This is a genomic window from Marinomonas rhodophyticola (assembly GCF_026113935.1).
GTDB classification, from domain to species: Bacteria; Pseudomonadota; Gammaproteobacteria; order Pseudomonadales; family Marinomonadaceae; genus Marinomonas; species Marinomonas rhodophyticola.
Genome location: NZ_JAPEUL010000004.1, coordinates 349,531 through 374,003, shown reverse-complemented (window position 1 = coordinate 374,003; position 24,473 = coordinate 349,531). Strand labels below are relative to the sequence as shown.

Below are 24,473 nucleotides of genomic sequence, written 5' to 3'. Positions count from 1 at the left end.
TATTAATAACTAAGACATTTTTATTTGGAAAATGCCTTATGCTTTTGAGGAATCCCCTAAGACATGAGTTACTCGACTTTCAACCGTAAGCACTTCGATAGTATGAAAGAACCTATGTTCTTTGGCGAAAATGTCAATGTTGCTCGTTACGACCAACAAAAACATCCTATTTTTGAAAAGCTGATTGAAAAGCAGCTGTCCTTTTTTGGCGTCCAGAAGAAGTCGATCTTTCAACCGATCGCAAAGACTTTCAACGCCTAGAAGAACACGAGCAACACATTTTCTTGAGCAACCTAAAATACCAAACCTTATTAGACAGCGTACAAGGTCGTTCACCCAACGTTGCTTTCTTGCCCATTGTTTCTTTGCCCGAGTTAGAAACTTGGATTGAAACCTGGTCTTTTAGTGAAACCATTCACAGCCGTTCTTACACACATATCATCCGTAATATTGTTAACGATCCGACCAAGATTTTTGACGACATCGTTACTAATGAAGAAATTACCAAACGCGCTGACAGTGTGTCGATTTATTATGACCGCCTTATTGAAATGGTGAATCTTTATAACACCATGGGCATGGGCACATTTAATGTTCCTGGCAAAGGCGACATTGAAATCTCCATGCCTAAGCTCAAAAAAGCGCTTTACCTAACTATTGCCTCTGTCAACGTATTGGAAGCCATTCGTTTTTACGTTAGCTTTGCCTGCAGCTTCGCCTTCGCAGAGCGTACGCTCATGGAAGGTAACGCCAAAATTATCAAACTGATCGCTCGCGATGAAGCTCTTCACTTAACGGGCACTCAGCACATGTTGAATTTAATGGCTTCTGGTAAAGATGATCCAGAAATGGCCATCATTGCTGCAGAATGCCAAGACGAGGTCCGTCAAATCTTTATCGAAGCCGCGGAACAAGAAAAAGAATGGGCCACTTATCTATTCAAAGACGGCTCAATGATTGGTTTGAATGCTCAAATCCTAGGTCAGTATGTTGAATACATCACCAACGTACGCATGCAAGCCGTGGGTCTAGAAACCTGCTTTGCAACCAAACATAATCCAATCCCTTGGATCAACGCTTGGCTAGTCAGCGACAATGTTCAAGTGGCGCCACAGGAAGCAGAAATCAGCTCTTACCTAGTGGGTCAAACGGACAACAATCTAGACGACTCAGATTTCGATGACTTTGATCTCTAAGCCAGCAAACAAAACAGCAAGCGACAAAGTTCACCGTGTCTTATTGGGGAAAAAACAAATCCTTGTCACAGAAGACGAGCCCCTATTGATACAACTGGAACGTGCTGGTATTCATGTTGAATACCAGTGTCGTGAAGGCTATTGCTCTTCTTGTTCTATCAAACTTTTATGGGGCAACGTCAGTTATCCCTTTGAGCCTTTAGCATGGGTACAAAGTGGCTACTTATTGGCTTGCTGTGCCATTGTCAAAAGCGATATTGAAATTGCTTTTTTTGACTAACGCAACGTACAGTAACCCGCATAAATCCGGGTTACTGTTGTTATCCAACAGATCACACCAAACAAATAGGCCATAACGGCAAAGTAACTGGGTAGTAAGCAAATCAAGACTAAAAATGCGATGGTTTCTGTCCCTTCGGCCAATCCCCCCAGAAAATAAAGTGACTTATGTCCGTATTCTAGACGCTCAATCTTGCGTTTTTCCGCCATAATGGCAAACGCCAGAAAACTACTGCCCGTTCCCATAAAGGAAAAAATTAGAAAGCTCGCCGCCAACGCGTTATCGACAGGATTCATTAGGGCAAAGCCAAAGACCACCGCCGAATAAAAAATGAAATCCAAGGTAATGTCTAAATACCCCCAGATCCGTAGGGCCTTGTAGCCTAGCTACCGCACCATCTAGGCCATCCATGACCCTATTTATAATCACAAGCACCAATGCCAAAGAGGTGTTTCCAAAGTACAAAGCAGGCAGCACCATCATGCCTATCACAAAACCTAACAAGGTAATCCAATTGGCTTTTACACCTAGCTTATCAATGACAACCGCCGCTAAACGCAAGGGATGTTTCAGCGTTTTAATAAACAATGTATCTAACATTCAGACAACTACCTTGATTCTTTAGGGACGAAACTTTCAAAGACTTGTTACAATATAAACAAAGCCGCGCTCATCGCGCACCTACTTATTCACTTCCCTGCATGATAAGGCTTCTATGATATACGCAAAACAATACGGCTCCGCAGGCCCTAATCTTATCGTTATCCACGGACTATTTGGCAACGCGGACAATTGGCACTCCATCGCACAAAACTTATCGGAACACTTCACGGTACATTGCATTGATCTTCCTAACCACGGGAAATCAGACAGTATGACAGACGCCAACTACCCAAAAATGGCAGAGGCAGTACTTGATTGGGCAACACTTAATAATATCGGCGCTTTTTATTTGCTAGGACACTCTATGGGTGGCAAGGTTGCCATGCAAATGGCAGCGATGGCAACACCAGGCAAAATAGAAAAACTCATTGTCGTTGACATAGCCCTGGTCGATTATCAGCCTAGCCATACTCGCATCTTAGAGGGATTGAAAGCCGTTGAGGAATCGCAGCCAGCGTCACGAAAAGCGGCTGATACACTGTTAAGCCAATACGAACCACAGTTAGCCGTGAGACAGTTCCTATTAAAAAATCTGGTGAAAAGTGAACATGGCTTTACATTAGAACTCTCAATAAAAAACATCGCTGAAAGCTACGCCACCATCTTACAAAAACCCATCATTGAAAACGCGATAAACACACCCACTTTGTTTATCAAAGGCGAAAATTCAGACTACATTATCGCCGCATACCAAGAAGAAACGGCCACACTCTTCCCTAATGCCAGTGTAAAAATAATACCCGGTGCAGGTCACTGGCTCCATGCCGAAAAACCCCTTCCTTTTACCAGTTTGGTAAGACGATTTTTACAATGATCAATCACATAGTGTTTCGGAACATAAGCCATAGCGGTCTTTCAAGAAAGAGGCCGATGGCGGCACCACACCATGGGCTTTAATAAGATAGGGATTAAAACTGACTCTTAGCTTTTCGGGGTACACAGCGTCTAGCAGTACCCCTTTGGTACGCCACATCGTGATCCGCTCTGCTAATCCCTCTAATTTCGTGTCTGTATCGGAATAAATGGCGAACAATGAGCCTGCGCGTACAAAAGCAAAAGAAGGACCTATCATGACTTGCTGCTTATGAAAAAGTAGCTTGAGAATATCTTGTGCAATGCCATTTTTATAAAGCTCGGTATCCACTAACGAAAAAATCATCGTAGATTCATCCAAAACAAAGTTTACTGACCTTAAAATAGAAAGGCGGTCCGTCTCTGTTCTTAAAAACTGAAACTCAAAGCCATATTGCTCAGCCTGACGCGACATCTCCTGCTCATCAACTAAAAGATGTTCACTATAGATCACGGCCAATGGTTTTTTATCAAACCAAATCGCTTCCAATAAAGCCAAACGCTTTTCAATAGGGGCGCCAGAAAAAACCGCACTGGTCGGAACCGAGCACTGTGGTTGAGCCTTCAAATATTCTTCTTTGCCAATAAAAATCGACACCACCATGCCTTCAGACACTGATGAACATACCTGCCGAAAACTGTCCGCCCCAAGGGTGATGAAGACATCTTTATCATTAGAATAGCCGATGTTTTGCATAAACAAAGCACGTCGTACTGGTGTTAACTGAGTATCGGAAGGCAACAATTTAGACAATTGGAAAATCAAAGAACGTACCGAACTTTCTTCAATATCATGGACCACATAAACCGATGCCGATACATTCATTGAGGCAAGCAATATACATATAAGAGATAAAATCCTTTTCACGTTCCTACTCACCTTGATTAGAACGTAATATTGGTAAAGACATAGGCAAACGTGTCTTTAGTCAAATTGTTGTGTCTAGAGACAAGTGCGTTATCGTCTAAACGCGTTTCCATCCCAACCCCCATCGTTGCTTTAGAGTACCCACCTAAAGCCAACTTATAAGACAACCAGGAGTTAAGGAATTTATACTCCCTATTATTTAGTTCACTACCGTACCAAAAGTAGCCATTCACAGCGAATCTATCACCTAGTGGTTGACTACCAAAAAACGACATCATGATTGGTGTTGTTGCGTCTTTGAGTTTAACGTTATCGGTTTGAGTGTCCTGATAGGCATAGGTAAAGCGGGTAATGGCGCCAGACTGGAAGCGCCAATCCAACTCAAGTTCGACACCATTTATATTGACGTCTTCCACCACACCTTCTTCAATAGGACTATCGACAGTATAGGCTGTAAATAGTTTCTGGCTTAACACCATATCCTGCACTTTATCGTGATACAACTTTATATCTGTGGACAAGCCTTGATTTGACCAATAATGATAGTAGCCTATTTCGTAAGACGTAATTTTTTCTTCTTTTTCCCCCTTCACTGCATAGGTAGTTGGCGACACTTCACCACTAAACAGAACATAGTGCCATTTGAAATATTGATCTGCTAAGTCAGGCGTACGAACCGCCTCAGAGACATTAAAACGAAACGACTCCTGCTCTGACAGTTTATAGGCCACACCGAATTTGGGAGACAAAAACTCCCTCCCATTTGGCTGCGCTCAAACATAGCGCCGGTATTCACTACCCAGCGATCACTGGCTCGATATTCCAGATTACTAGAAAGTCGAAACACCTCATCATTGGCTTTACCAGATAAATAATGTTCTGAATCGGCTTCATCCCAACGATACCCTACCGCCGAAATCAAACGTAGATTTTTTGCAGCTTCCCACGTGCTCTGTAGTTCGAGATCATGGCGAGTCTCCAATAAATCGACTTCAGAAGAAGCGTATACAGGGGCAGTAACAGAACCACCAAATAGCAAATTATAAAATGATGGACTGAGTACAGCTTGATGATATTCCCCCATATCTGATTGGTCATAATAATACTGCACTTTTACTTCATGATCGGCTGAGACTTGCTGGCGATAGCTCACTTTAATATGTTCACGGTCAATCAATCGCATCGGCTTATTAATATCATACGAATCTAAACCATAATCTGCGGACTTCAACCTTATCCTTTAAATGGCTCGCTCCGATGTCTAAATCAAAAGAACTATTGACTGTTTCCTTTTGTATAAGCATGTTTCCCATGGACGAGCGATGACCATCATGTCTGTCATTGCCATCGAAATCTTCATCAAAGCCATGGACGGCACTTGTCGAAGCCGACGCCCGATAACTCCAATCGCCATTCAACCCACTGTGCTGCCCGTAAAGTCGATAATCCCCACGGGAGCCAGAATAAGCCGACATACTATTGCCCAAGGTTTCTAAAGGCGACCGGGTAATAATGTTCACAACGGCAAAAAAGGAGTTAATACCATAACTGGCTGCATTGGGGCCGCGGTTAACCTCTACCCGAGCAACATCTTCTATATTCAATGGCAAGGTTGCCCATTCCACCCGCGCGAGTCCCGTACTGTAAACAGAACGACCATTAACAAGCACTTGAATACGACGATATTGATCCAGTTGCGTGCCGTGATAGGACGCCACTTTTTGACTCGACGTTTTATAAGGTACAACAGAAAAACCAGGGACAAATTGCAGTAAATCTTCTACATATTGCATATTAACACGACGAATAAACTCGCCATCTAATACAGACAAAGAGGAAGAAACATCCACTCGCGGCTGAGGCATTTTAGACGGTGTTACCACAACAGGGATACTATCTATAAAAGACTCGTATACTGTCTCATCAGAAAGTTCAGTAGCCAATAGAAAATTATCAGTCTCGGCACTCGCCGGCATATTCAGAGAAAGAAAAAAACCGCGCACATCCATCGCTTCATAACGTTTATTTCAACCTATAATCATCAGCAAGATAGGTCCCTAATACACGAACATCTTCAGAGAAGAAGCGTAATTCTTCAATAGCCGACTGCATCGAAGAAGATTGAAAATGCGCTTCAACATCGACATAAAATTGAGTCGCGGTAAAATTTCCATTCACCATGTAACTCTCTAGTTTCAACATATTAATCCCTTGTGTCGCAAAACCGCCCATGGCTTTATAAAGCGCTGCTGGTATATTGCGCACGCGAAACATAAAAGACGTGATGTACGTTCGCCCTTCTTCATAAACAGGCATTTTTTGCTGACGAGAAAACACCAAAAAACGTGTTGTGTTGCCGACCGAGTCATTAAAATAGGTTTTCAGTACTTTCAAACCATAAAGCTCGGCTGCCAGCTCTGATGAAATCACCGCCAAACCAGGTTCTTCAAATTCCGCAATATGTTTGGCGGCCCCAGCCGTATCATACATAGCTTGGCTTTTTGCCCCTAAGGCCTTAATGTTACCGTCACATTGGGCCAACGCCTGAGGATGGCTGCCTATCCGAGTAATTTGCTCTAGTGTCATAGAGTGACGCGCGATCAAGCAATGATTCACTGGTTCAAAATGCTCTTTCACGACATAAAGTTGAGTCCGCTTTAATTCGCGATATATTTCCTCAACCCGCCCTGCGGTAGAGTTTTCAACCGGAATCATAGCGTAATACGCATCCCCTCGTTCGACCATTTGTAAAGCGTCGACAAACGTCGCACAATTGACACTGGTCCAATCAGGAAAAGTGTGTTTACAAGCCAAATGAGAGTAAGCACCAGGCTCACCCTGATACGCCACTATCTGTGTCGCATCGAGTGTTAAATGTTGGTCAGGCATAAAATAAAAAGCTCTATCATATATTTCTTTTAGATTAACAAATAGACGCTACTATATACACTAAAATGACGCCTGCCGATTCGCCAATGTCCCTCACAAAAAATAGTATGATAAAAAATGGTTAGAAAAATATTTATTCAACTGGTAAAAGGCTACCAATTCTTTATTAGCCCACTATTGGGAAACAACTGTCGTTTTTATCCGAGTTGCTCTCAATACATGATTCAGGCAATTGAAATGTATGGGGTAATAAAAGGCGTGTATCTTGGACTGAGACGATTATCGAAATGTCATCCATGGCACGAGGGCGGTATTGACCCTGTTCCTGCATGCCAATGCAACAAAGAAAAGACCAACAAGATAGAGGAAAAAAGTTAACTCTGTGACGACGACATGTGTAGTTTCAAGTCACTGGCAACCAACACAGCTTGTGTTCTGTTATTGATTTCCAACTTACGAAAAATCGCGGTAATGTGTGCCTTAACCGTCGCTTCCGAGATAGACAACTCGTAGGCAATTTGCTTATTCAACAAGCCTTCATGCAAATAGCACAGCACTTTGTATTGTTGAGGCGTCAATTCTGCCACTTTATTTTGCATTGATAGATCAGGCTTGGGTTGATTAGCAACCACTAGCCTGAGATCCTCCGGCAACCAGATATCGCCCGCCAAAATAGCATGAATAGCTTGCACATAAGTTGCGGGACTCGCTGGTCTTCGGAATAAACCCAAGCGCACCAGCATCAATGACTTTTGCGACCATTGTGCTGTCTTCACTGCCAGAAATGACTGCCACGGGAACATCTGGAAAGTCTTTGCGAATTCGAACCAATCCATATAAATCGCCACTACCAGGCATATTTAAGTCCAGCAGCAACAAATCAAGATCGTTTAGATTGCCCAAACATTGCAAAGTGGAATCCAAATCATGGGATTCCACTATAACAATACCTTCTATCTCCGCCCGTAGCGCACCAGATAGCGCGCTACGGAACAAGGGATGATCATCCGCGATAACAAGTGAAATCACTCTCTGTCCTTTTTAAACATGTAAACGGTCACACATTTAAACGGTTTTCGATTAAATCATCAACCACACTTGGATCAGCGAGTGTACTTGTGTCACCAAGTTGATCATGTTCATTAGCAGCAATCTTCCTTAGAATGCGTCGCATGATCTTACCAGATCGCGTTTTTGGTAATCCTTTACTCGCCCACTGAATCAAATCTGGCGTGGCAATCGGACCAATTTCTTGGCGGACAAATTGTTTCAGCGACTTAGTCAATTCCTCATCCGGCACGACACCGGCGACAGCACTGACATAAACATAAATACCTTGCCCCTTAATGTCATGAGGATAACCAACAATAGCGGCTTCCGCGACCGCAGGGTGCGCAACCAACGCGCTTTCTATCTCAGCGGTGCCTAAACGGTGACCGGACACGTTCAGGACATCATCCATGCGCCCAGTGATCCAATAATGTCCGTCCGCATCTCTTGACGCACCATCACCAGTAAAATACATCCCCTCAAACGTACTGAAGTACGTCTGCTCAAAACGATCATGGTCACCGTACACGGTACGAGCTTGGCCAGGCCAAGAATCCGTGATCACTAAGCCCCCGTCCACTTGCACGCCTTGCTCATTTAGCAAAGTACCTTGGGCATCCACTAACGCTGGCAGCACACCATATAAAGGACCAGTACAAGAGCCAGGTTTCACATCCGCTTGGACTATCCGTGGCGACATCATCATGCCACCCGTTTCTGTTTGCCACCAAGTATCCACTATAGGACAAGAAGATTTACCAATCTCACTGTAATACCAAGACCAAGCTTCAGGGTTAATAGGCTCGCCCACACTACCTAGCACTCGCAATGAATCACGATGACTAGAACAAGTCGCCTCATCGCCTTTTGCCATCAACGCACGAATAGCCGTTGGCGCCGTATACAGAATGGTGACACCAAATTTGTCAACAACGCGACCAATTCTGCCAGAATCGGGATAAGTCGGTACCCCTTCAAACAAGATACTGGTCGCGCCATTCGCTAATGGCCCATAGACCATATAACTGTGGCCTGTAATCCAACCGACATCAGCGGCACACCAATAAATGTCATCAGGCTTAAGATCAAACACCAACTCATGAGTTAAAGACGCATAAACCAAGTAACCGCCAGTGGTGTGTACCACGCCTTTTGGTTTGCCCGTTGAGCCAGAAGTATAAAGAATAAAGAGTGGATCTTCCGCGTTCATCGGTTCAGCTGGGCACTGGGTACTTTCGCTTTTAACTTCAGCTGCCCAGTCTAGATCTCGCCCTTCAAACCAAGGCACGTCCTTTTGAGTATAGCGATACACCACAACCGCTTCTACTGATGGACAAGCATTGTTACTTAATGCCATATCAACATTATGCTTAAGGGGAATGGTATTGCCAGCTCGTCGACCTTCGTCGGCGGTAATCACTAACTTCACTTCGCAATCGTTGAGTCGATCGGCAATAGCATGAGCAGAAAAGCCGCCAAAAATAACCGAATGGATAGCACCAATTCTAGCGCAAGCCAGCATGGCGTATACGGCCTGTGGAATCATCGGCATATAGATAGCGACACGGTCGCCTTTTTTGACACCCTGACGCTTTAAAAGATTGGCTAAGCGACCGACTTCATCGTGCAACGTTTGATAGGTAATCGCTATTTTGTCATCACTTTCTTTATCGCCTTCACAGTAATAAGCGACTTTGTTAGCAGACAATGCTAAATGGCGATCAATGCAATTGTAGGCTACGTTAAGCTCACCATCTTCAAACCATTTAATGCTTACTTGACCACGTTTAAAAGAGGTATTTTTGACTTTTGTATAAGGTGAGAACCAATCCAAACGCTTGCCTTCTCGACCCCAAAATTGATCTGGGTTTTCAATCGACTCCTGATAGCGTTTTTCAAATTCTGCTTGACTCACATTGGCATTTTTTGCCGCCTCATTTGAGGTTGCGCTATATGATGACTTCATAACCCGCTCCATTGTTAAATTTGTTATTCGGATGCTGAACTACTATAACCCGCCAAGCATGACAATCTATTCCACTTTAGTCTTATGACAAAATAGAATCAGGTAAACCGTCCAGCCTTGACAAAAAATGGCAAACGCACTTCTTGTTTCTTACTCGGCTCTGACCAAGCGTCGCGAATAATGGGTGATGCGTTTACTAAAAAATCCTCGCCTTGCTCTTGTATGCGTAATTGAGAGGCTGACCAGGTTCGAATAAAGTCCAAGGTTTGCGTAACAGTCCAATGGCAATTGAGTCTCAAACTCAGGAACATCCATTAAGGCAAAAGGAAATTGAATATCCCGATACTGATTCCATAATAAACGGCTCTGAGGGGGCCAATAAGTCGTCAAATGCGGCAACACAGACTCTGCAATGGCTTTGTCCTCAGCCTCCCCTACCTGCAACCAGTTATATCCCCAGCAAACGAACATCCCACCAGGCTTTAAAACACGTTTAAGCTCTGTCCAAAAAGCCTCTAAATCAAACCAATGCAATGCATGAGCCACACACACTACATCAAAATAATGATCTGGATAAGGGGTCTTTTCAGCTGGGCAAACTTGATAATTCACTTTGCGATGCGGTGTCGCTGCGGTGATTTGTGATTCGCTTATGTCAGATGCTTCTACACGATCAAAATACGCCGCCAGATCAACAGAAGCCTGTCCCGTGCCACAAGCACAATCCCACACCACGCTAGGCGAAGTTACTTGCTGAGATAACCAATAATAGAGCTCAGCCGGATACAAAGGCCGAGTGCGTGAATAATAAGTAGAAGATTGCCCATCAAAAGTACGCATAGAAACCCCAGGACTAAATAGCATTCACACCCCAACCGCTTAATGAAGGTTCAAAGCAACATGGCTTTTGCCATCTCACTATCTTTACTAAATAACTCCGTATCGATAAAGCACATCTCGAGCTTCATCAACCCCCTTTACTCGATAGGCCTGCATGCCTAACCGATTCGCGGTATCGATATTCACTTGATTATCATCAATAAACAAAATTTGTTCAGGCAAAACCTGTAACTGCTCAATAACATGCTGATAAATGGCGTCATCAGGCTTCACAAAGCCCACCAAATGAGAAGCATAATAACTGTGAAATTTACCTGCGAGTGCCATTTCATCCATGAGCCTAGGCCAGTGCGCCGCATTTGTATTCGATAGAATAGCTCGATGATATTCCGGCTTAACCGACTCAACCAACTCAAGCGCTCCTGCAAACAAGCCTCTGGGCCATGCCTTAAAAGACGCCTTAAATGTCTCCTTGTCTATATTACTGTTTACTTCCTTTAACAGTCTATCTGCAAATTGGTCAAAGGTAATTTTACCAGAATCAAAGGCTGCTACGGTTGGTGAACGTAACCACTTCAGCCAAATCTCAGACTCTTCACCTTGAGTATTCAACATAGCATGCATTTCGGAAATGTCGCCTAAATCAACCAAAACATTGCCCAAATCGAACAGTACAACACGAATATTATGGCTTTCTCTCATCATTTCCTTACCTTACCCCATCGGCAAAAAATTGCTCATGTAAAAAAGAATAAAGGCTTTAATACCCTGCTATGGTCTGTCTTTACTCGCTTTTATCATAAGCAACTTTTTGCCGATATGGAAACCTCATCTATAAGCAACAAATAGCGCATATGTGCACAAAAAATGAAAGATCACTGACATTATTAAAATAAAGCCATAAATATCAAATAGATAAATATCTGGCATGAAAATCGCTATAGGTTATTTAACTAACCCCACTAACTAGGAGAAAAATAATATGAAATTGGGATTTGTTACCAAAACGCTTCTTTCTACTGCAACGGCAGCAGCGATTGCCCTATCAGCAGGAAACGTATCCGCTGCGGAGAACCGCAACTACATTTTAGCAACGGCCTCAACAGGTGGTACTTATTATCCTGTTGGTGTGGCGATAGCCACGCTAAGTAAAGTCAAACTCGAGCCTAAATTTGGCCTTTCTGTATCAGCAATCAGCTCGGCTGGATCCGGTGAGAACATCAAGCTTTTGCGTGAAAATCAAGCTCAATTCGCTATTCTACAAGGGCTTTATGGTGCTTGGGCGTGGGATGGAGAAGGTCCATTTGAAAGCTCAGGCAAGCAAACCGAACTTCGCTCTGTCTCTATGTTGTGGCAAAACGTCGAGCACTTTGTACTCAAATCCGATTTAGCCAAAACAGGCACAGTCGCCGACTTGAAAGGCCTTGAGGATACCAATCATAAATTCTCAATTGGCACTAAAAACTCAGGAACAGAAGGCTCTGGTCGCCAACAACTCAAAGGCTTAGACATTGACCCAGACAAATTTGCCCTTGCTTATATGGGCTATGGTGCCAGCGCAGATGCCATGCAAAATGGCAACATAGATGGTATGAACACTCCTGCAGGTGTACCGGTCAGCGCAGTGACACGTCTTTATGCTTCGATGGGCGACAAAGTCAAAGTACTAGACTTTACCGATGAGCAAATCAAACAAGCAAACGGCAATTACGAGTTATGGACTCGCTACGTCATCCCTGCCAACACCTACCCAGGTCAAACCAAAGACATTAATACAGTCGCTCAGCCTAACTTCTTAGCAACGCGTGCAGATTTATCAGAAGAGGATGTCTACGAACTGACCAAGTCACTGTATGAAAACCTCTCCTACCTCAGTGCTATCCATAAAGCAACGTCGGTGATGTCGATAGAAAAAGCCATCGAAGGACTGCCTGTACCCTTGCATCCAGGCGCCGCACGTTATTATCGTGAACGCGGTATTAATATACCAACTCGCCTAATCGCAAAATAACAGCGCAAAATAACAAGACATACAAGGGTTATCGCGTCGTACGCCTGTGCGGCGCGACACTTTTCTTCTTGCTCAACACGTTCTTTTGCTCTTATAAAGGTAGCTTGTCTATGACTGCTTCATCGCAACCCACCGCACCTCAAGACATCAATCTTGACGATTTCGAAACAAAATACCGTTCTGGCCCTTGGCTAAATAGGTTCGTTTTTATCCTGTCGATTTTTTTGGCAACGGCACATATTTATATTAACACTATCGCCACACTGCCTGAACTTTGGGTCTCTGCTTTTCATTTTTCTGGCTTCGGTATCCTATGTGCTTTGCTGATTCCAGCCAACCCTAAATGGCGAGACAGCAAAACCGCGCTATGTATCGACGGCGCCATCGTATTTGCGCTAATTGGCATGGTGCTTTATATCGTCTTTTTTGAAGACGCACTTTATGCCAGAGGAGTAACGTTCAACACCTCCGATTGGATTGTATCCAGTATGGCGGTGTTATTGTCGCTTGAGCTTATTCGCCGAACCAGCGGCTGGTTTATCCCTTTCCTTATCCTTGTCGCATTGACCTATGTCGTCCTCTGGGGAAGTTGGCTAGGAGGCATGTTTAATTTTCCTGGCCTGAGCCTTGAAACCTTACTGTATCGCAGTTTTTTCAGCACAGACGGTATGTTTGGTTCCATCTCTAGGATCTCATGGAGCTTTGTCTTCATGTTTATTTTGTTCGGCGCTTTTTTAGTCAAGTCTGGTGCAGGCGATTTTATCATTGATCTATCTCGCTCACTTGCCAGCAAGATGATTGGTGGACCAGGTTTTGTTGCCGTACTCGGCTCGGGCTTAATGGGCTTCAGTATCAGGCTCCTCTGTTGCCAATACAGTATCCACTGGTGTCATTACCATTCCATTAATGCGTAAAGCTGGATTCCCAGCACGCTTTGCCGCAGGCGTAGAAGCGGCGGCTTCTACAGGTGGACAACTTATGCCCCCAGTTATGGGGGCCGGTGCCTTTATTATGGCATCCTATACACAAGTCTCCTACGTGACGATCATCAGTGTCGCGGCCATTCCAGCGCTACTTTATTTTCTTTCCGTCGGGTTCTTTGTGCGTGTGGAAGCCAAACGCAGTAAAGTGATCGCGACAGAAAGTGACAATGCCGTCGACATACTCCAAGTTCTCAAAGATGGCTGGCATCACATCGTACCGCTTGGCGTGTTAGTAACATTGTTAATCCAAGGCTTTACCCCAACTTACGCCGCAGGCATCAGCATTCTAGCCGTAATTGCCGCTTCATTTTTATCTAGCAAACACCGAATGGGACCTGCTGCCGTTCTTGATGCCATGGCGCAAGGGGCAAAAAACATGTCAACCACCGCGGTGTTGCTTGTCGGTATTGGTTTAGTCGTTAATGTGATCAGCACCACCGGTGTAGGCAATACCTTTTCTATTTTGATTACCAATTGGGCGGGCGGAAGCTTGCTCTTCACCATTATTCTGGTGGCGATTGCGTCCTTAATTTTAGGCATGGGTCTGCCTGTAACGGCCGCCTATATTGTACTGGGCACACTCTCTGCACCAGCCTTGTTCAACTTGATTGCCGAAAGCCAATTATTAGAGATGATGACGACAGGCAATTTACCCGAAGCAGCCAGTGCGGTGTTTATGCTGGTCGATCCTTCCGCCATCGCAGCATTGGCCCAAGGTATGCCGATGGAGCAAGCGCAAGCTTTACTAACACAAGTGCCTAACGATTTCAAAAGCATGCTAATGGATCAAGCGCTAGGGGCGCAAAGTGTTGCCATGATATTGGTCACTGCCCATATGATCATATTTTGGTTGTCCCAAGACAGTAACGTCACCCCGCCAGTCTGCTTAACCGCTTTTGCTGCGGCCGCCATTGCCAAAACACCGCCAATGCTAACAGGGATGACAGCATGGAAATTAGCAAAAGGGTTGTACATTGTGCCTCTTTTAATGGCATATACCCCATTAATTGGTGGTGATAGCGAAACATTACTACGCCTGTCATTCTTCGCTATTTTTGGTATGTATGCTTTGGTTGGCGCCATGGAGGGATATTTAGAAGACAAACTGTCCTTACTAACTCGACTGATTGCATTGATCGCTTCTATCATGATGCTATGGCCGGATTTGGCCCTTTGGATTCAATTTATCGGTCTTGGTATTTTCTTGGCGCTGTTTGTGATGGGGAATAGATCTTTTAAAAAGACGGCCTAAAACGTTCTGCGCGGCCAAAAACAAAAGGCACCTCATGGTGAGAGTGCCTTTTTTCACTTAATCAGCGTCACCCATATGGCTGACTCATTATGGTTTTATGCTTTTGCCTTCGCTTTTGTCACCAGACATCAAAGTTAGCCAACGTTTAACGTTCGCATCATATTCAACCCGCTCGGCTTTAGAGATGGACTGAGTGGTCGGTATTTCAGCAGTCATTGGATTAACCGGACGTCCTCTGACATGCAACTCATAATGTAAATGAGCACCTGTTGTACGCCCCGTATTACCAGACAAAGCAATAACTTGACCACGTTTAACTTTTTGACCTTGCTTCACTAAAATTTTGCTTAAATGCAAGAAGCGTGAGCTGTAAGGTCCAGTGTAATCCACCACCACATATTTGCCTGCATACTTATGAGTGGCAATACGTGTCACTATGCCATCACCAGTCGCTAACACTTCCGTTCCTGTTGGCGTCCCCAGATCCACGCCATTATGGGGCGCTGGATGGCCTGTGATAGGGTGCAAGCGGTTAGCATTAAAAGGCGAAGTAACTCGATATTCCTTACGGGTAGGCCAACGCAGTAGAGCCGGTGTTAAGCTGTTGCCATTCTGATCATAAAAACGACCATCTGAGTGCAAAAAAGCACGATAAGTTTGTCCCTGAACCGTAATTTCCAACGCTTCTAATTGGCTTTCGCCAACTTTTACATTATTAATACTGCCGTTTTTAACCACAAAATTAAAAGTGTCATTGGCTCGAACATCTTTTCGAAAATCTACTCGGCCTTTTAAAACATCATTAATTATGAGGATGTTTGCATCAGATAAGCCGGCTTTTTTAGCCGAAAGATAGAAGTTACCGACTATTTTGCTATGAACCACTTTGTCTTTATAAGTGATAGGCTTAATGTGTTCTTCATAAACAAAACCACCGCTGTCATGCTGAACATAAGAAACACTTTTACTAATATCAATACGTCGGGTAAGAGAGAGCAATTCGCCGTTTTCATCTAGTTTAAAGGTGAACTTATCATTCGGCAGTAAAGGCTCAAGTACCAGATATTCTTGATCTGCTTCAAGCACAGCATACATAGACTCTCTGGACAACCCAAGACGCGCAAAAATACGCTCTAAAGTATCACCAGACTTAATCACATAGTCTATTGAAGGAAGTGGCGCTGTGACTGTTTCAACATTTTTCAGTGGATCCGTTGTCACCAAAGAGTCATAGTCGTTGTCTTCATCCGTATTGGTATCTTCCTTAACAACGGGTTTTCTAGTCGTTGCTTCTTTTCGAACTGTTGTCTCTTTTTTACTGTTGGGTAAAGTAAAATCTTTTACATCCTGAGTTGGTGATACAAGCGATTCATAGACAAACAACAAGATAACAAAAACAACAAATATAAGAGATAACCAAACTCTGGGACCAGACAAGATCCAACGCGAGAGGCGTGTTATAAATTGCATAAATAAAAACTCATTAAACGAAGATATGGCCCATAAAGAACCTAACTATGCACTAACCCATAGTTCGTACATACTCTCAAATATAGGACAAAAACAAAGCCATGCTTTGTAGCATATGCTTATTTTCTTGCCACTGGTGGAATGAAAATAATCACAATCCATGCCCTTTTATCCCATGGTTTTACACAACCCATACGGATAGGACATTTAACACTCAATTTTTCGGCGTAGGATACGGCATTTACCCAGTCAAAGAAACACTCACCCTATTGAAAGCATCTTCACACTGTTTTTCTAAGATATTTTTTAGATTAGCCATTTTATTAGCTAAATTTCTGTCGTTTTCTTGCATATAACACAGGCAAAATGATTGGACGCTTATAGTGACTCTACGTAGTATTAAAAGATCACTATTGAACCCTAACTCTACTGAATTAAATTATGCAGTATTCGCCTTTGTCTTTTGCCAGTTCGCAACGCGTATTTTTTAATCGTTGTGACACATCAAGTCCATTAGAGTCGACTGAGCTGGTGGAAGAAATGCCACTTGCCATCAGTATTAATGATATTTCTTATGCCGTGATGATGGCCACCCCAACCCACTTGGATGCCTTTGTCGTCGGTTTTGCTCGTAGTGAAGGCCTGATTGAACAGATTAACGATATACGGGATTTGAATATTCAGCGCACGCAAACACCACCTAGCATCGACAGTATTGCCATCAATGTAGAGCTAAGTCCACGTAGGTTTGCTCAGTTCAAACAAAAACGACAAACTCATCTTGGTGCCACAGGCTGCGGATTATGCGGCATAGAATCCTTAACTCAAGCTATCCCCAATCTAGCAACACTTCCCCCATGCCAAGTCATGGAAGAAGCGGCGCTAATCGCATTAAAATCACGTTTGTCTGAGTTCCAAATATTAGGTAACAAAACCAGGGCGGTGCATGGTGCCCTATTAATCTCACCTGACGGCAGCCCAATAGTCTGCATGGAAGACATTGGACGACATAATGCCCTTGATAAGGTAATTGGCTATGCACTGCAACAGGATATAAACTTACAGAATCACAGTGTTTTGATGTCAAGCCGATGCAGCACTGAGCTGGTACAAAAAGCCGTTCGTGTAGGACTATCCAGATTGATTCACCTAGCCTCACCAAGCACATTGGCCGTCAAGCTTGCTCAACATTACGGACTAACATTGATTCATTTACCCAAGCAAGATGCGCCTCGAGTATACGCGTCTTCAATCCAGTCAAAGGACTCAAACGATGAGTAAAAAAACCGATTTTTACACACCATACAAAGGACCGGCTGGAGGCTGGGGCGCATTACAAAGCACCACCAAACACTGGCTAAAAAGTGAAAATGCCGTACGCAATATTCACACGTTACTAAAAACCAATCAGCCCCATGGTTTTGATTGTCCAGGCTGTGCTTGGGGAGAAAAACACGACCCTGCGAAAATTCGCTTTTGTGAAAATGGCGCCAAAGCTGTTAACTGGGAAGCCACCTCTCGCAAAGTCGATGCCGCATTCATGGCCGAACATAGCGTTAGTTGGTTAAACACGCAAAGTGATTACTTCTTAGAATATCAAGGCCGACTCACAGAACCCTTGCGCTACAACCGAGAAACCGATCACTACGAAGCCATTTCTTGGGAAGACGCTTATCGACACATTGGCGAAACCCTAAAAAAACAAGCCGATCCTAACAATGTGGCCTTTTATACCTCTGGACGCGCCAGTAATGAAGCCGCGTTCTTGTATCAGCTATTCGCTCGTGCCTATGGCACCAATAATTTTCCAGATTGCTCAAATATGTGCCACGAAGCCAGTGGTTATGCGCTTACCAGCAGCATTGGTATCGGTAAAGGCACAGTGGAAATAGACGACTTCGAACTCGCAGATGCCGTCTTTGTGTTCGGGCAAAACCGGGCACTAACCACCCTCGTATGCTAGAAACCTTAAAAGAAGTCGTGCAACGTGGCGCCCAACTACTCACCTTCAATACGCTACGGGAACGGGGTTTAGAACGTTTCCAAAACCCTCAAAGTCCAGTGGAAATGCTCACCAATGGTTCAAAACCAACCAATACCGGCTACTTCTGTCCAAAAATTGGCGGCGATATGGCAGTGGTGCGCGGTATGGTCAAGGTGCTTATCGACTTAGAAGAAGCTGCTCAACAACAAGGCAAAGCCGTTTTTGATCATGACTTTATCAAACAACATACCCAAGGCTTGGATGACTATCTTGAGCAGGTCAAACAAACCTCTTGGCAAGACATTATTGATCAATCAGGCCTAAGCAAAGAAGACATCACTCACGCTGCCAACGTTTATGCCCAAGCAGAAAGGGTTATTTTAACTTGGGCGATGGGCATCACTCAGCACCACCATTCTGTGGCGACCATCCATGAAATGGTCAACTTGATGGCATTACGTGGCAATTTGGGCAAACCAGGCGCCGGTGTTTGTCCTGTGCGCGGCCATAGTAATGTGCAAGGTGACAGAACCATGGGCATTAATGAACGCCCTTCTCAGGCATTCCTTGATGCCTTAGAAAAACGCTTCCACTTCACGCCACCACAAGAACACGGTTTGGCCGTTGTGGATACCATCCGTGCTATGCGTGATGGCAAAGTCGGTGTCTTTATCGCTCTTGGTGGTAACTTTGCCGCTGCCACACCGGACACACAAGCCACAGTGCAGGCATTAAAACAATGCCAACTTACGGTTCAAATCAGTACTAAACTCAACCGTTCTCACCTGATTACGGGCACCGAAGCGATTATACTGCCTTGTCTTGGCCGTACCGACATAGATCATCAAGCAAAAGGCCAGCAAAAAGTCACCGTAGAAGACTCTTTCAGCATGATTCATGCTTCTGGCGGCGTATTAGAACCCTTAAGCAAAGAGCAAAAATCTGAACCCGCCATTATCGCAGGCATCGCCGCGGCTACATTAGGCAATTTCCCGATCGATTGGAACGAAGTGGTCAGCGACTACGACCTAATTCGTGAGCACATCGCAGCAGTCGTTCCGGGCTTCAATGATTTTAACCAGAGAATTTTACAAGATGGTGGGTTCTATCTCGGCAACAGCGCACGAGAAAGAAGCTGGAAAACCCCTTCAGGAAAAGCCATTTGCCACAGCCATGTATTACCTGAGTCCATTTTGCCAAAACGTGCGCAAGACTTGCTGTCAGATAAAACCCTGATATTACAAACACTGCGTTCACACGACCAATACAACACCACAATTTATGGTATGAACGACCGGTACCGTGGCATAAAGGGCGAACGCAAAGTGGTCTTTATCAATCCAGCCGACATACAACGTCTCGGCTTTGAAGAAGGCCAAAGCGTGACATTGCGCTCAATTTGGGATGATGGTGTTGAGCGAAAAATCAGTGGCTTCAAACTGGTTCCTTATAGTATTCCAGCGGGCAACATTGCCGCTTACTACCCAGAAACCAACCCATTAGTTCCGCTCGATAGCCATGGGGAATTCAGCAATACGCCAACCTCAAAAAGTATTGCCATAGAGTTAGAAGCTTTCGAAGAAGAAAGCAACGACATCGCGGTTGCTACACTTTAAGTAAGACTAACTTGTTTATACGTCACTTCCTCGGAAGAGGTAGTGACGTTAAAGGTAATCACCTGTAAATCGACGGCATTCGTTTTGCGACAGCCTCTGAAGAGAAAATGACGAAGGGTTGTTAGCGGCAGAGAATGCCCCTAAAAGATGAAAAATAAAACACGGGTCAATGACGCCACATAACCGGAAAGAAAAGCACCAACACGGTAAAGTATTCTAATCGCCCTAAAATCATCGCAAAACTCATCAACCATGTCCCGGTATCACTCAATGGCGCAAAGTTGCTACCAAGTTCAGCAAACCCTGGACCCAATACATTTAAACAAGCGGCAGTGGCACTTAGAGACGCCATAAAGCTCATTCCGGTTGCCATCAATAAAAGCGTAAATACTACCGTCACAATAGCCGCCAAACACATAAAACCCATTATCGAATGGCGCACAGACTCACTGATGGTTCGCCCCTGAAACTTCATCGCAAACACGCCATTTGGATGCACTAAACGCTTGATTTCCAAACCGATTGATTTAAACGAAATAATATTACGGATGACTTTATTCCCGCCTGCCGTCGAGCCAGCGCAGCCACCAATATAACCGACAAAAATTAACACTATCGAGGTAGCAGCAGGCCAAGCACCAAAATCCGTTGCGGCATAACCTGTACTGGTAATAAATGAAATTACATGAAAAAAAGATTGGGTTATCGACACCCAAAAACCCGCTTCCGACTTTGTCTGGAAAAGAAACAAAGCCAATAGCAAGGCCACGACGGTAATAATCCATAAAAATCCGTGGGTTTCTTCGTCTTTCCAATACAGCTTAATACTACGGGCAATATAGACACGATAATGCAAAGCAAAATTGACCGCCCCCAACACCATAAAAAGGTTACAAATCCATAGAATCAGTGGACTCTGAAAATACCCCATACTGGCATCGTGGGTAGAAAAACCGCCCGTAGAAACCGTGGTAAAGCTATGACCAATTGCATCAAACGCCGACATGCCTGCCACGTAATAACTCATTGCACACAATACCGTAATCGCTAAATACACCATCCATAAGTAATGCGTCGTGCTGGACATGCGGGGAGAGAGTTTGTCGTCTTTAATCGGCCCCGGTGTTTCCGCTTTTAAAAGGCGCATGCCTCCTATATTAAGCATGGGAAGAATAGCGACCACAAAAATCACCACACCAAGGCCCCCCATCCACTGTAAAAACTGGCGATACATCAAAAAAGTGGGTGACATATCATCCAATCCAGATAAGACAGTGGCCCCAGTAGTCGTTAACGCGCTAATGGACTCAAACACCCCATCTGTAAAAGAAACCTGCGCAATCGTGATAATAGGAATGGCACCTAATATGCCAACACACAACCAAGTTAAACTGGCAAACAACATCGCCTCTCGAGTGTTTACCGAAGGCAAGGGAATCTTCTTAAAACCTACCAACAGAATCAAAGAAATAATAAAAGTAACAATAGCTGGCGTAACAAAGGCACGGCCTACACCATCCTTAAAAAACATAAAGGACAACTCGCCAAACACAAACTGGACCACGCTCATCCAGATACAAGGCATGGTCAGCAAACGCACAATCAACAATGGGCGAATCATCGGAAGCGGCCACTCCTATAAACAATCAATATCGTACAACATGATAAAATGAACGGCCAAGCCGCCTAACAGAAATGTGATTCAACCCGTGCTTTTTTAAAGACAAACCGACACAGAGTGAATTAATGCGCACACTATAAGACAATCAGACCTTTGACTCTAGGCTCAACCTTTTTCATCCGTCCAAAACATCAAAAAAACTTAAATATGTAAACAGTGTGGACGAATTGCGCATCCTGTGCTTTTATTAAACAAAACAATAAATACTTCAGAAAGGAACCGCTATGGAAAACATAATTCTCGTTGATTTTTTTCACCTCACTGTTCTTGCCACCACGGTTTGCTGTTTTTTAGTGATCAGCAGCAAACGTGTCATTGAATTGTGTTCTCAAACCCAGTCAGGCAAATAAAAAAAACCGAGCCTAAGCTCGGTTAATATCACCAAATTGACAGTTAACGGTCTTGTAGCACAGACCGTTATATTCTTATTTAAGCGCTCTCACTTTAAAGCTTACTTGTCATCTCAGGCAGAACCACAAACAGATCCCCAACCAAACCATAATCGGCCACTTGGAAAATTGGGGCATCTTCGTCTTTGTTGACCGCCACGATAACCTTAGAATCCTTCATACCCGCCAAATGCTGAATCGCGCCAGAAATACCAAATGCCATATACAGTTCTGGTGCAACGATCTTACCGGTCTGCCCAACTTGCAAATCATTCGAGACAAAACCTGCATCCACCGCCGCACGAGACGCCCCCACCGCCGCGCCTAATTTATCGGCTAAAGCTTCCACTAGCGCGAAGTTATCGCCACTGCCCACACCACGACCACCTGACACTATGCGACTGGCACTGGCAAGGTCCGGACGAGTTGACTCCGTGATGTCATCCGATTGCCAGCATGACAAAGTGTTATCTACACTAAAGCCCACCGACTCAATCTCACACGCTTGAGCACTTTGTTGAGTCGTTTTATCAAAGGCAGAGGCTCGCACGGTAATGACTTTTTTATCGTCCAATACCGTCACCGTCGCAATAGCGTTCCCCGCATAAATCGGACGTTTGAATTGCTCGGCACTCAATACCGCGCAAATATCCGACACCTGACCCACATCCAACAAGGCTGCCACTCTGGGCATAAAATCTTTCGATTCAGAGTTAGATGGGGCAATAATGTGTGAATAATGCTCGCTCAAGTGAACAATGAGATCTCCCATAGATTCTGCTAAAGCATGCTCATAGCAACCAGCGTCCGCACAGAGAACCTTACTCACGCCAGACAAACGTGCCGCCGCGTCAGCTACTGAGGCAATATTGTTACCCGCAACCAAAATATGCACGTCATTACCGATCTGATGAGCGGCGGTCAACGCAGACAAAGTAGACGAGGCCAAGGTAGTTGAAGTATGTTCTGCTACTAATAACGTAATCATGAAATCACCTTTGCTTCGTCTTTTAGTTTACTGATCAATTCATCCACCGACGCCACTTTTACGCCCGCACTTCGCATGGCTGGCGCTTCGACTTTATCTAATCGGCAATGGGCTTTTGGTGTCACGCCCAAATCTGCCATAGTCAGAGTCTCTAGAGGCTTACGTTTGGCTTTCATGATGTCTGGTAATTTGGCATAACGGGGTTCATTAAGGCGTAAATCCGTTGTCACAATCGCAGGAAGTGTCAAAGCGATCGTACGTAGACCACCATCAATCTCACGCGTCACTAACGCCGTGTCGCCGTCAATAACCAGCTGAGAGGCAAAAGTTCCTTGTGGACGCTTGGTCAACGCCGCCAACATCTGCCCCATTTGATTATTATCAGAATCAATCGACTGCTTACCCAGTATCACCAGTTCAGGCTGCTCTTTTTCAATCACTGCAGCAAACGCTTTGGCGACATTTAAAGGCTCTATTTCGCCTTCGGCCTCAACTAAAATACCACGATCAGCCCCCAATGCCATGGCATTACGCAACTGCTCTTGGCTTTGAGTGGTTCCCACACTCACAACAATGACTTCCGACGCCACACCGGCTTCCTTGAGACGTACCGCTTCTTCAACCGCAATTTCACAAAATGGGTTCATCGACATTTTAACATTGGTTAAATCCACATTACTTTGATCGGCTTTCACGCGCACCTTAACGTTGTAATCAATCACGCGCTTAACACCCACTAGTATTTTCATCTTTCTCTTGCCTTATCAATACTGTCTAACCATTTTCAACTCAACATCCGCGCTTTGACTGCTTCGGGAATGGCTTTGGCTTTTAATACTCCCGACGCATCGTGACACGCCCATACACGTTTTTCGAGGCATTCAACCGCCAGATCTTCACCATTAAATAGCTGATGACGAATGCCAAAACTGGCTCGTCCCACCTGAGTAAACTCACTCTTAATCGTGACCTGATCACCATATTTAGATGGCTTAAAAAACTGTGAGCGAGTGTCCACCATGGGAAAACCCACGTCTTTTAACTCATCACGAATATAACGAAGCGTGTAACCCATGGCCTCAAATAACGCCCCTGTTGACGCATCAAAAAAGGCAAAATATCGTGGATAAAACACGATATCGGCGGGGTCGCAATCCCCCCATTCAATGTGTAATTGACGCTCATTTTTAAACATGACGCGCCCCTTACAGACTGATTACCAAATCCGATAGAGGCTCTTGATACAGTAATGCAATTTGATCTTCACGATGAGCTTGCACTGCACGTTGATTCAAAGAGCCTTTATCCGTAATTTCATGAGCATCAATACTCGGTGGCACAGCCTGCAAGAGAATGCGCTCAACAACGGTAGAGCTTCCCGTACTCTGTTTTGCAAACGCCACCAGCTTCTGTTTAAAGGCTTCACGTACCGCGCTATGAGCAATAATGTCTTCGTTAGTTTCCTGCAAATCATGTGGCAGAATAGCCTGACAAT

26 protein-coding genes and 2 pseudogenes are annotated in these 24,473 nt (G+C 44.5%); 10 read left to right on the top strand and 18 right to left on the bottom strand.

From position 1 onward, the window contains the following. The first annotated feature begins 63 nt into the window (after positions 1-63). Both nrdB and yfaE read left to right on the top strand, forming a co-directional pair. Positions 64-1,196, top strand: a pseudogene (gene nrdB, locus ONZ52_RS02440) (class Ia ribonucleoside-diphosphate reductase subunit beta). Next, entirely contained in the window at positions 1,180-1,476 is a 297-nt protein-coding gene (gene yfaE / locus ONZ52_RS02435) for a class I ribonucleotide reductase maintenance protein YfaE (protein ID WP_265217059.1), read from the top strand. Before nrdB ends, yfaE begins: the two are co-directional and overlap by 17 nt. On the opposite strand, the gene ONZ52_RS24520 is transcribed toward yfaE, so the two are convergent. Both ONZ52_RS24520 and ONZ52_RS24515 read right to left on the bottom strand, forming a co-directional pair. After that, positions 1,473-1,772 carry a hypothetical protein gene (locus tag ONZ52_RS24520; RefSeq protein WP_321160240.1) on the bottom strand — a complete coding sequence of 100 codons (300 nt, stop codon included), beginning with the start codon at positions 1,770-1,772 and terminating at the stop codon, positions 1,473-1,475. The two genes, yfaE and ONZ52_RS24520, sit on opposite strands and share 4 nt — an antisense overlap. After that, on the bottom strand, positions 1,756-2,076 hold the full coding sequence (locus ONZ52_RS24515) for a CDP-alcohol phosphatidyltransferase family protein (protein ID WP_321160239.1): 321 nt from the start codon (positions 2,074-2,076) through the stop codon (positions 1,756-1,758). The genes ONZ52_RS24520 and ONZ52_RS24515 overlap by 17 nt, the downstream gene beginning before the upstream one ends. A 115-nt stretch (positions 2,077-2,191) precedes the next feature. On the opposite strand from ONZ52_RS24515, the gene ONZ52_RS02425 reads away from it, so the two are divergent. Beyond that, positions 2,192-2,953, top strand: coding sequence for an alpha/beta fold hydrolase (locus ONZ52_RS02425; protein WP_265217058.1), 762 nt, complete (start codon positions 2,192-2,194; stop codon positions 2,951-2,953). Here the strand turns inward: ONZ52_RS02425 and ONZ52_RS02420 are convergent, their stop codons facing one another. The 5 genes from ONZ52_RS02420 to ONZ52_RS02400 are packed head-to-tail and all read right to left on the bottom strand — an operon-like array spanning position 2,954 to position 6,748. Then, positions 2,954-3,859, bottom strand: a complete 906-nt coding sequence (locus ONZ52_RS02420; protein WP_265217056.1) for a hypothetical protein — start codon at positions 3,857-3,859, stop codon at positions 2,954-2,956. It lies immediately after the preceding gene. A gap of 17 nt (positions 3,860-3,876) precedes the next feature. Continuing rightward, positions 3,877-4,608, bottom strand: coding sequence for a TonB-dependent receptor domain-containing protein (locus ONZ52_RS02415; RefSeq protein WP_265217054.1), 732 nt, complete (start codon positions 4,606-4,608; stop codon positions 3,877-3,879). Continuing rightward, positions 4,518-5,090: a TonB-dependent receptor gene (locus ONZ52_RS02410; protein ID WP_265217052.1), complete on the bottom strand. Its 573-nt coding sequence runs from the start codon at positions 5,088-5,090 to the stop codon at positions 4,518-4,520. Before ONZ52_RS02410 ends, ONZ52_RS02415 begins: the two co-directional genes overlap by 91 nt. Then, positions 5,056-5,862 carry a TonB-dependent receptor plug domain-containing protein gene (locus tag ONZ52_RS02405; protein WP_265217049.1) on the bottom strand — a complete coding sequence of 269 codons (807 nt, stop codon included), beginning with the start codon at positions 5,860-5,862 and terminating at the stop codon, positions 5,056-5,058. The genes ONZ52_RS02410 and ONZ52_RS02405 overlap by 35 nt, the downstream gene beginning before the upstream one ends. A gap of 19 nt (positions 5,863-5,881) precedes the next feature. Then, complete coding sequence (locus ONZ52_RS02400; protein WP_265217047.1) at positions 5,882-6,748, bottom strand: prephenate dehydratase; 867 nt, start codon at positions 6,746-6,748, stop codon at positions 5,882-5,884. A 117-nt stretch (positions 6,749-6,865) separates the two neighbouring features. Between ONZ52_RS02400 and yidD the strand changes: the two genes are divergently transcribed. Then, on the top strand, positions 6,866-7,126 hold the full coding sequence (gene yidD, locus ONZ52_RS02395; RefSeq protein ID WP_265217045.1) for a membrane protein insertion efficiency factor YidD: 261 nt from the start codon (positions 6,866-6,868) through the stop codon (positions 7,124-7,126). On the opposite strand, the gene ONZ52_RS02390 is transcribed toward yidD, so the two are convergent. The 5 genes from ONZ52_RS02390 to ONZ52_RS02370 form a co-directional block, all read right to left on the bottom strand. Then, positions 7,123-7,380, bottom strand: a complete 258-nt coding sequence (locus ONZ52_RS02390; protein WP_265217043.1) for a response regulator transcription factor — start codon at positions 7,378-7,380, stop codon at positions 7,123-7,125. The two genes, yidD and ONZ52_RS02390, sit on opposite strands and share 4 nt — an antisense overlap. Continuing rightward, a complete protein-coding gene (locus ONZ52_RS02385) occupies positions 7,370-7,777 on the bottom strand; it encodes a response regulator (protein WP_265217041.1) in 408 nt (135 codons plus the stop codon). The genes ONZ52_RS02390 and ONZ52_RS02385 overlap by 11 nt, the downstream gene beginning before the upstream one ends. 28 nt (positions 7,778-7,805) lie before the next feature. After that, on the bottom strand, positions 7,806-9,764 hold the full coding sequence (gene acs, locus ONZ52_RS02380) for an acetate--CoA ligase (protein ID WP_265217038.1): 1,959 nt from the start codon (positions 9,762-9,764) through the stop codon (positions 7,806-7,808). 150 nt (positions 9,765-9,914) lie between these two features. Continuing rightward, positions 9,915-10,628 carry a class I SAM-dependent methyltransferase gene (locus tag ONZ52_RS02375; protein ID WP_265217037.1) on the bottom strand — a complete coding sequence of 238 codons (714 nt, stop codon included), beginning with the start codon at positions 10,626-10,628 and terminating at the stop codon, positions 9,915-9,917. Positions 10,629-10,691: 63 nt separating this feature from the next. After that, positions 10,692-11,309: an HAD family hydrolase gene (locus ONZ52_RS02370; RefSeq protein ID WP_265217035.1), complete on the bottom strand. Its 618-nt coding sequence runs from the start codon at positions 11,307-11,309 to the stop codon at positions 10,692-10,694. Positions 11,310-11,586: 277 nt separating this feature from the next. Between ONZ52_RS02370 and ONZ52_RS02365 the strand changes: the two genes are divergently transcribed. After that, the gene (locus ONZ52_RS02365) at positions 11,587-12,615 is read left to right on the top strand and encodes a TAXI family TRAP transporter solute-binding subunit (protein ID WP_265217033.1); all 1,029 of its coding nucleotides are present in this window, start codon (positions 11,587-11,589) and stop codon (positions 12,613-12,615) included. A gap of 110 nt (positions 12,616-12,725) precedes the next feature. Then, positions 12,726-14,850 (top strand): annotated as a pseudogene (locus tag ONZ52_RS02360) (TRAP transporter permease). Between the two features lie 87 nt (positions 14,851-14,937). Here the strand turns inward: ONZ52_RS02360 and ONZ52_RS02355 are convergent. Further along, a complete protein-coding gene (locus ONZ52_RS02355) occupies positions 14,938-16,320 on the bottom strand; it encodes a peptidoglycan DD-metalloendopeptidase family protein (RefSeq protein ID WP_265217032.1) in 1,383 nt (460 codons plus the stop codon). A gap of 441 nt (positions 16,321-16,761) precedes the next feature. Here ONZ52_RS02355 and fdhD point away from each other — a divergent pair, with 441 nt between their 5' ends. Genes fdhD through ONZ52_RS02345 form a run of 3 tightly spaced genes read left to right on the top strand, consistent with a single transcriptional unit; the run spans position 16,762 to position 19,920 of the window. Next, entirely contained in the window at positions 16,762-17,601 is an 840-nt protein-coding gene (fdhD, locus tag ONZ52_RS02350; protein ID WP_265217030.1) for a formate dehydrogenase accessory sulfurtransferase FdhD, read from the top strand. After that, on the top strand, positions 17,594-18,283 hold the full coding sequence (locus ONZ52_RS24510) for a molybdopterin-dependent oxidoreductase (RefSeq protein WP_321160238.1): 690 nt from the start codon (positions 17,594-17,596) through the stop codon (positions 18,281-18,283). The genes fdhD and ONZ52_RS24510 overlap by 8 nt, the downstream gene beginning before the upstream one ends. Then, on the top strand, positions 18,277-19,920 hold the full coding sequence (locus ONZ52_RS02345; RefSeq protein ID WP_321160237.1) for an FdhF/YdeP family oxidoreductase: 1,644 nt from the start codon (positions 18,277-18,279) through the stop codon (positions 19,918-19,920). The genes ONZ52_RS24510 and ONZ52_RS02345 overlap by 7 nt, the downstream gene beginning before the upstream one ends. 166 nt (positions 19,921-20,086) lie before the next feature. On the opposite strand, the gene ONZ52_RS02340 is transcribed toward ONZ52_RS02345, so the two are convergent. Next, positions 20,087-21,541 carry a TrkH family potassium uptake protein gene (locus ONZ52_RS02340; protein WP_265217029.1) on the bottom strand — a complete coding sequence of 485 codons (1,455 nt, stop codon included), beginning with the start codon at positions 21,539-21,541 and terminating at the stop codon, positions 20,087-20,089. A gap of 284 nt (positions 21,542-21,825) precedes the next feature. Between ONZ52_RS02340 and ONZ52_RS02335 the strand changes: the two genes are divergently transcribed. Continuing rightward, positions 21,826-21,951 (top strand): hypothetical protein, encoded by a 126-nt coding sequence (locus ONZ52_RS02335; protein WP_265217028.1) that lies wholly within the window; start codon positions 21,826-21,828, stop codon positions 21,949-21,951. A gap of 94 nt (positions 21,952-22,045) precedes the next feature. On the opposite strand, the gene ONZ52_RS02330 is transcribed toward ONZ52_RS02335, so the two are convergent. The 4 genes from ONZ52_RS02330 to ONZ52_RS02315 are packed head-to-tail and all read right to left on the bottom strand — an operon-like array spanning position 22,046 to position 24,447. Continuing rightward, positions 22,046-22,978 carry an electron transfer flavoprotein subunit alpha/FixB family protein gene (locus ONZ52_RS02330; RefSeq protein ID WP_265217027.1) on the bottom strand — a complete coding sequence of 311 codons (933 nt, stop codon included), beginning with the start codon at positions 22,976-22,978 and terminating at the stop codon, positions 22,046-22,048. Beyond that, the gene (locus tag ONZ52_RS02325) at positions 22,975-23,727 is read right to left on the bottom strand and encodes an electron transfer flavoprotein subunit beta/FixA family protein (protein WP_265217026.1); all 753 of its coding nucleotides are present in this window, start codon (positions 23,725-23,727) and stop codon (positions 22,975-22,977) included. The genes ONZ52_RS02330 and ONZ52_RS02325 overlap by 4 nt, the downstream gene beginning before the upstream one ends. Before the next feature lie 35 nt (positions 23,728-23,762). Beyond that, positions 23,763-24,173 (bottom strand): acyl-CoA thioesterase, encoded by a 411-nt coding sequence (locus tag ONZ52_RS02320; protein ID WP_111639332.1) that lies wholly within the window; start codon positions 24,171-24,173, stop codon positions 23,763-23,765. Positions 24,174-24,183: 10 nt separating this feature from the next. Further along, positions 24,184-24,447: a hypothetical protein gene (locus ONZ52_RS02315; protein WP_265217025.1), complete on the bottom strand. Its 264-nt coding sequence runs from the start codon at positions 24,445-24,447 to the stop codon at positions 24,184-24,186. Between the last annotated feature and the right edge of the window lie 26 nt (positions 24,448-24,473).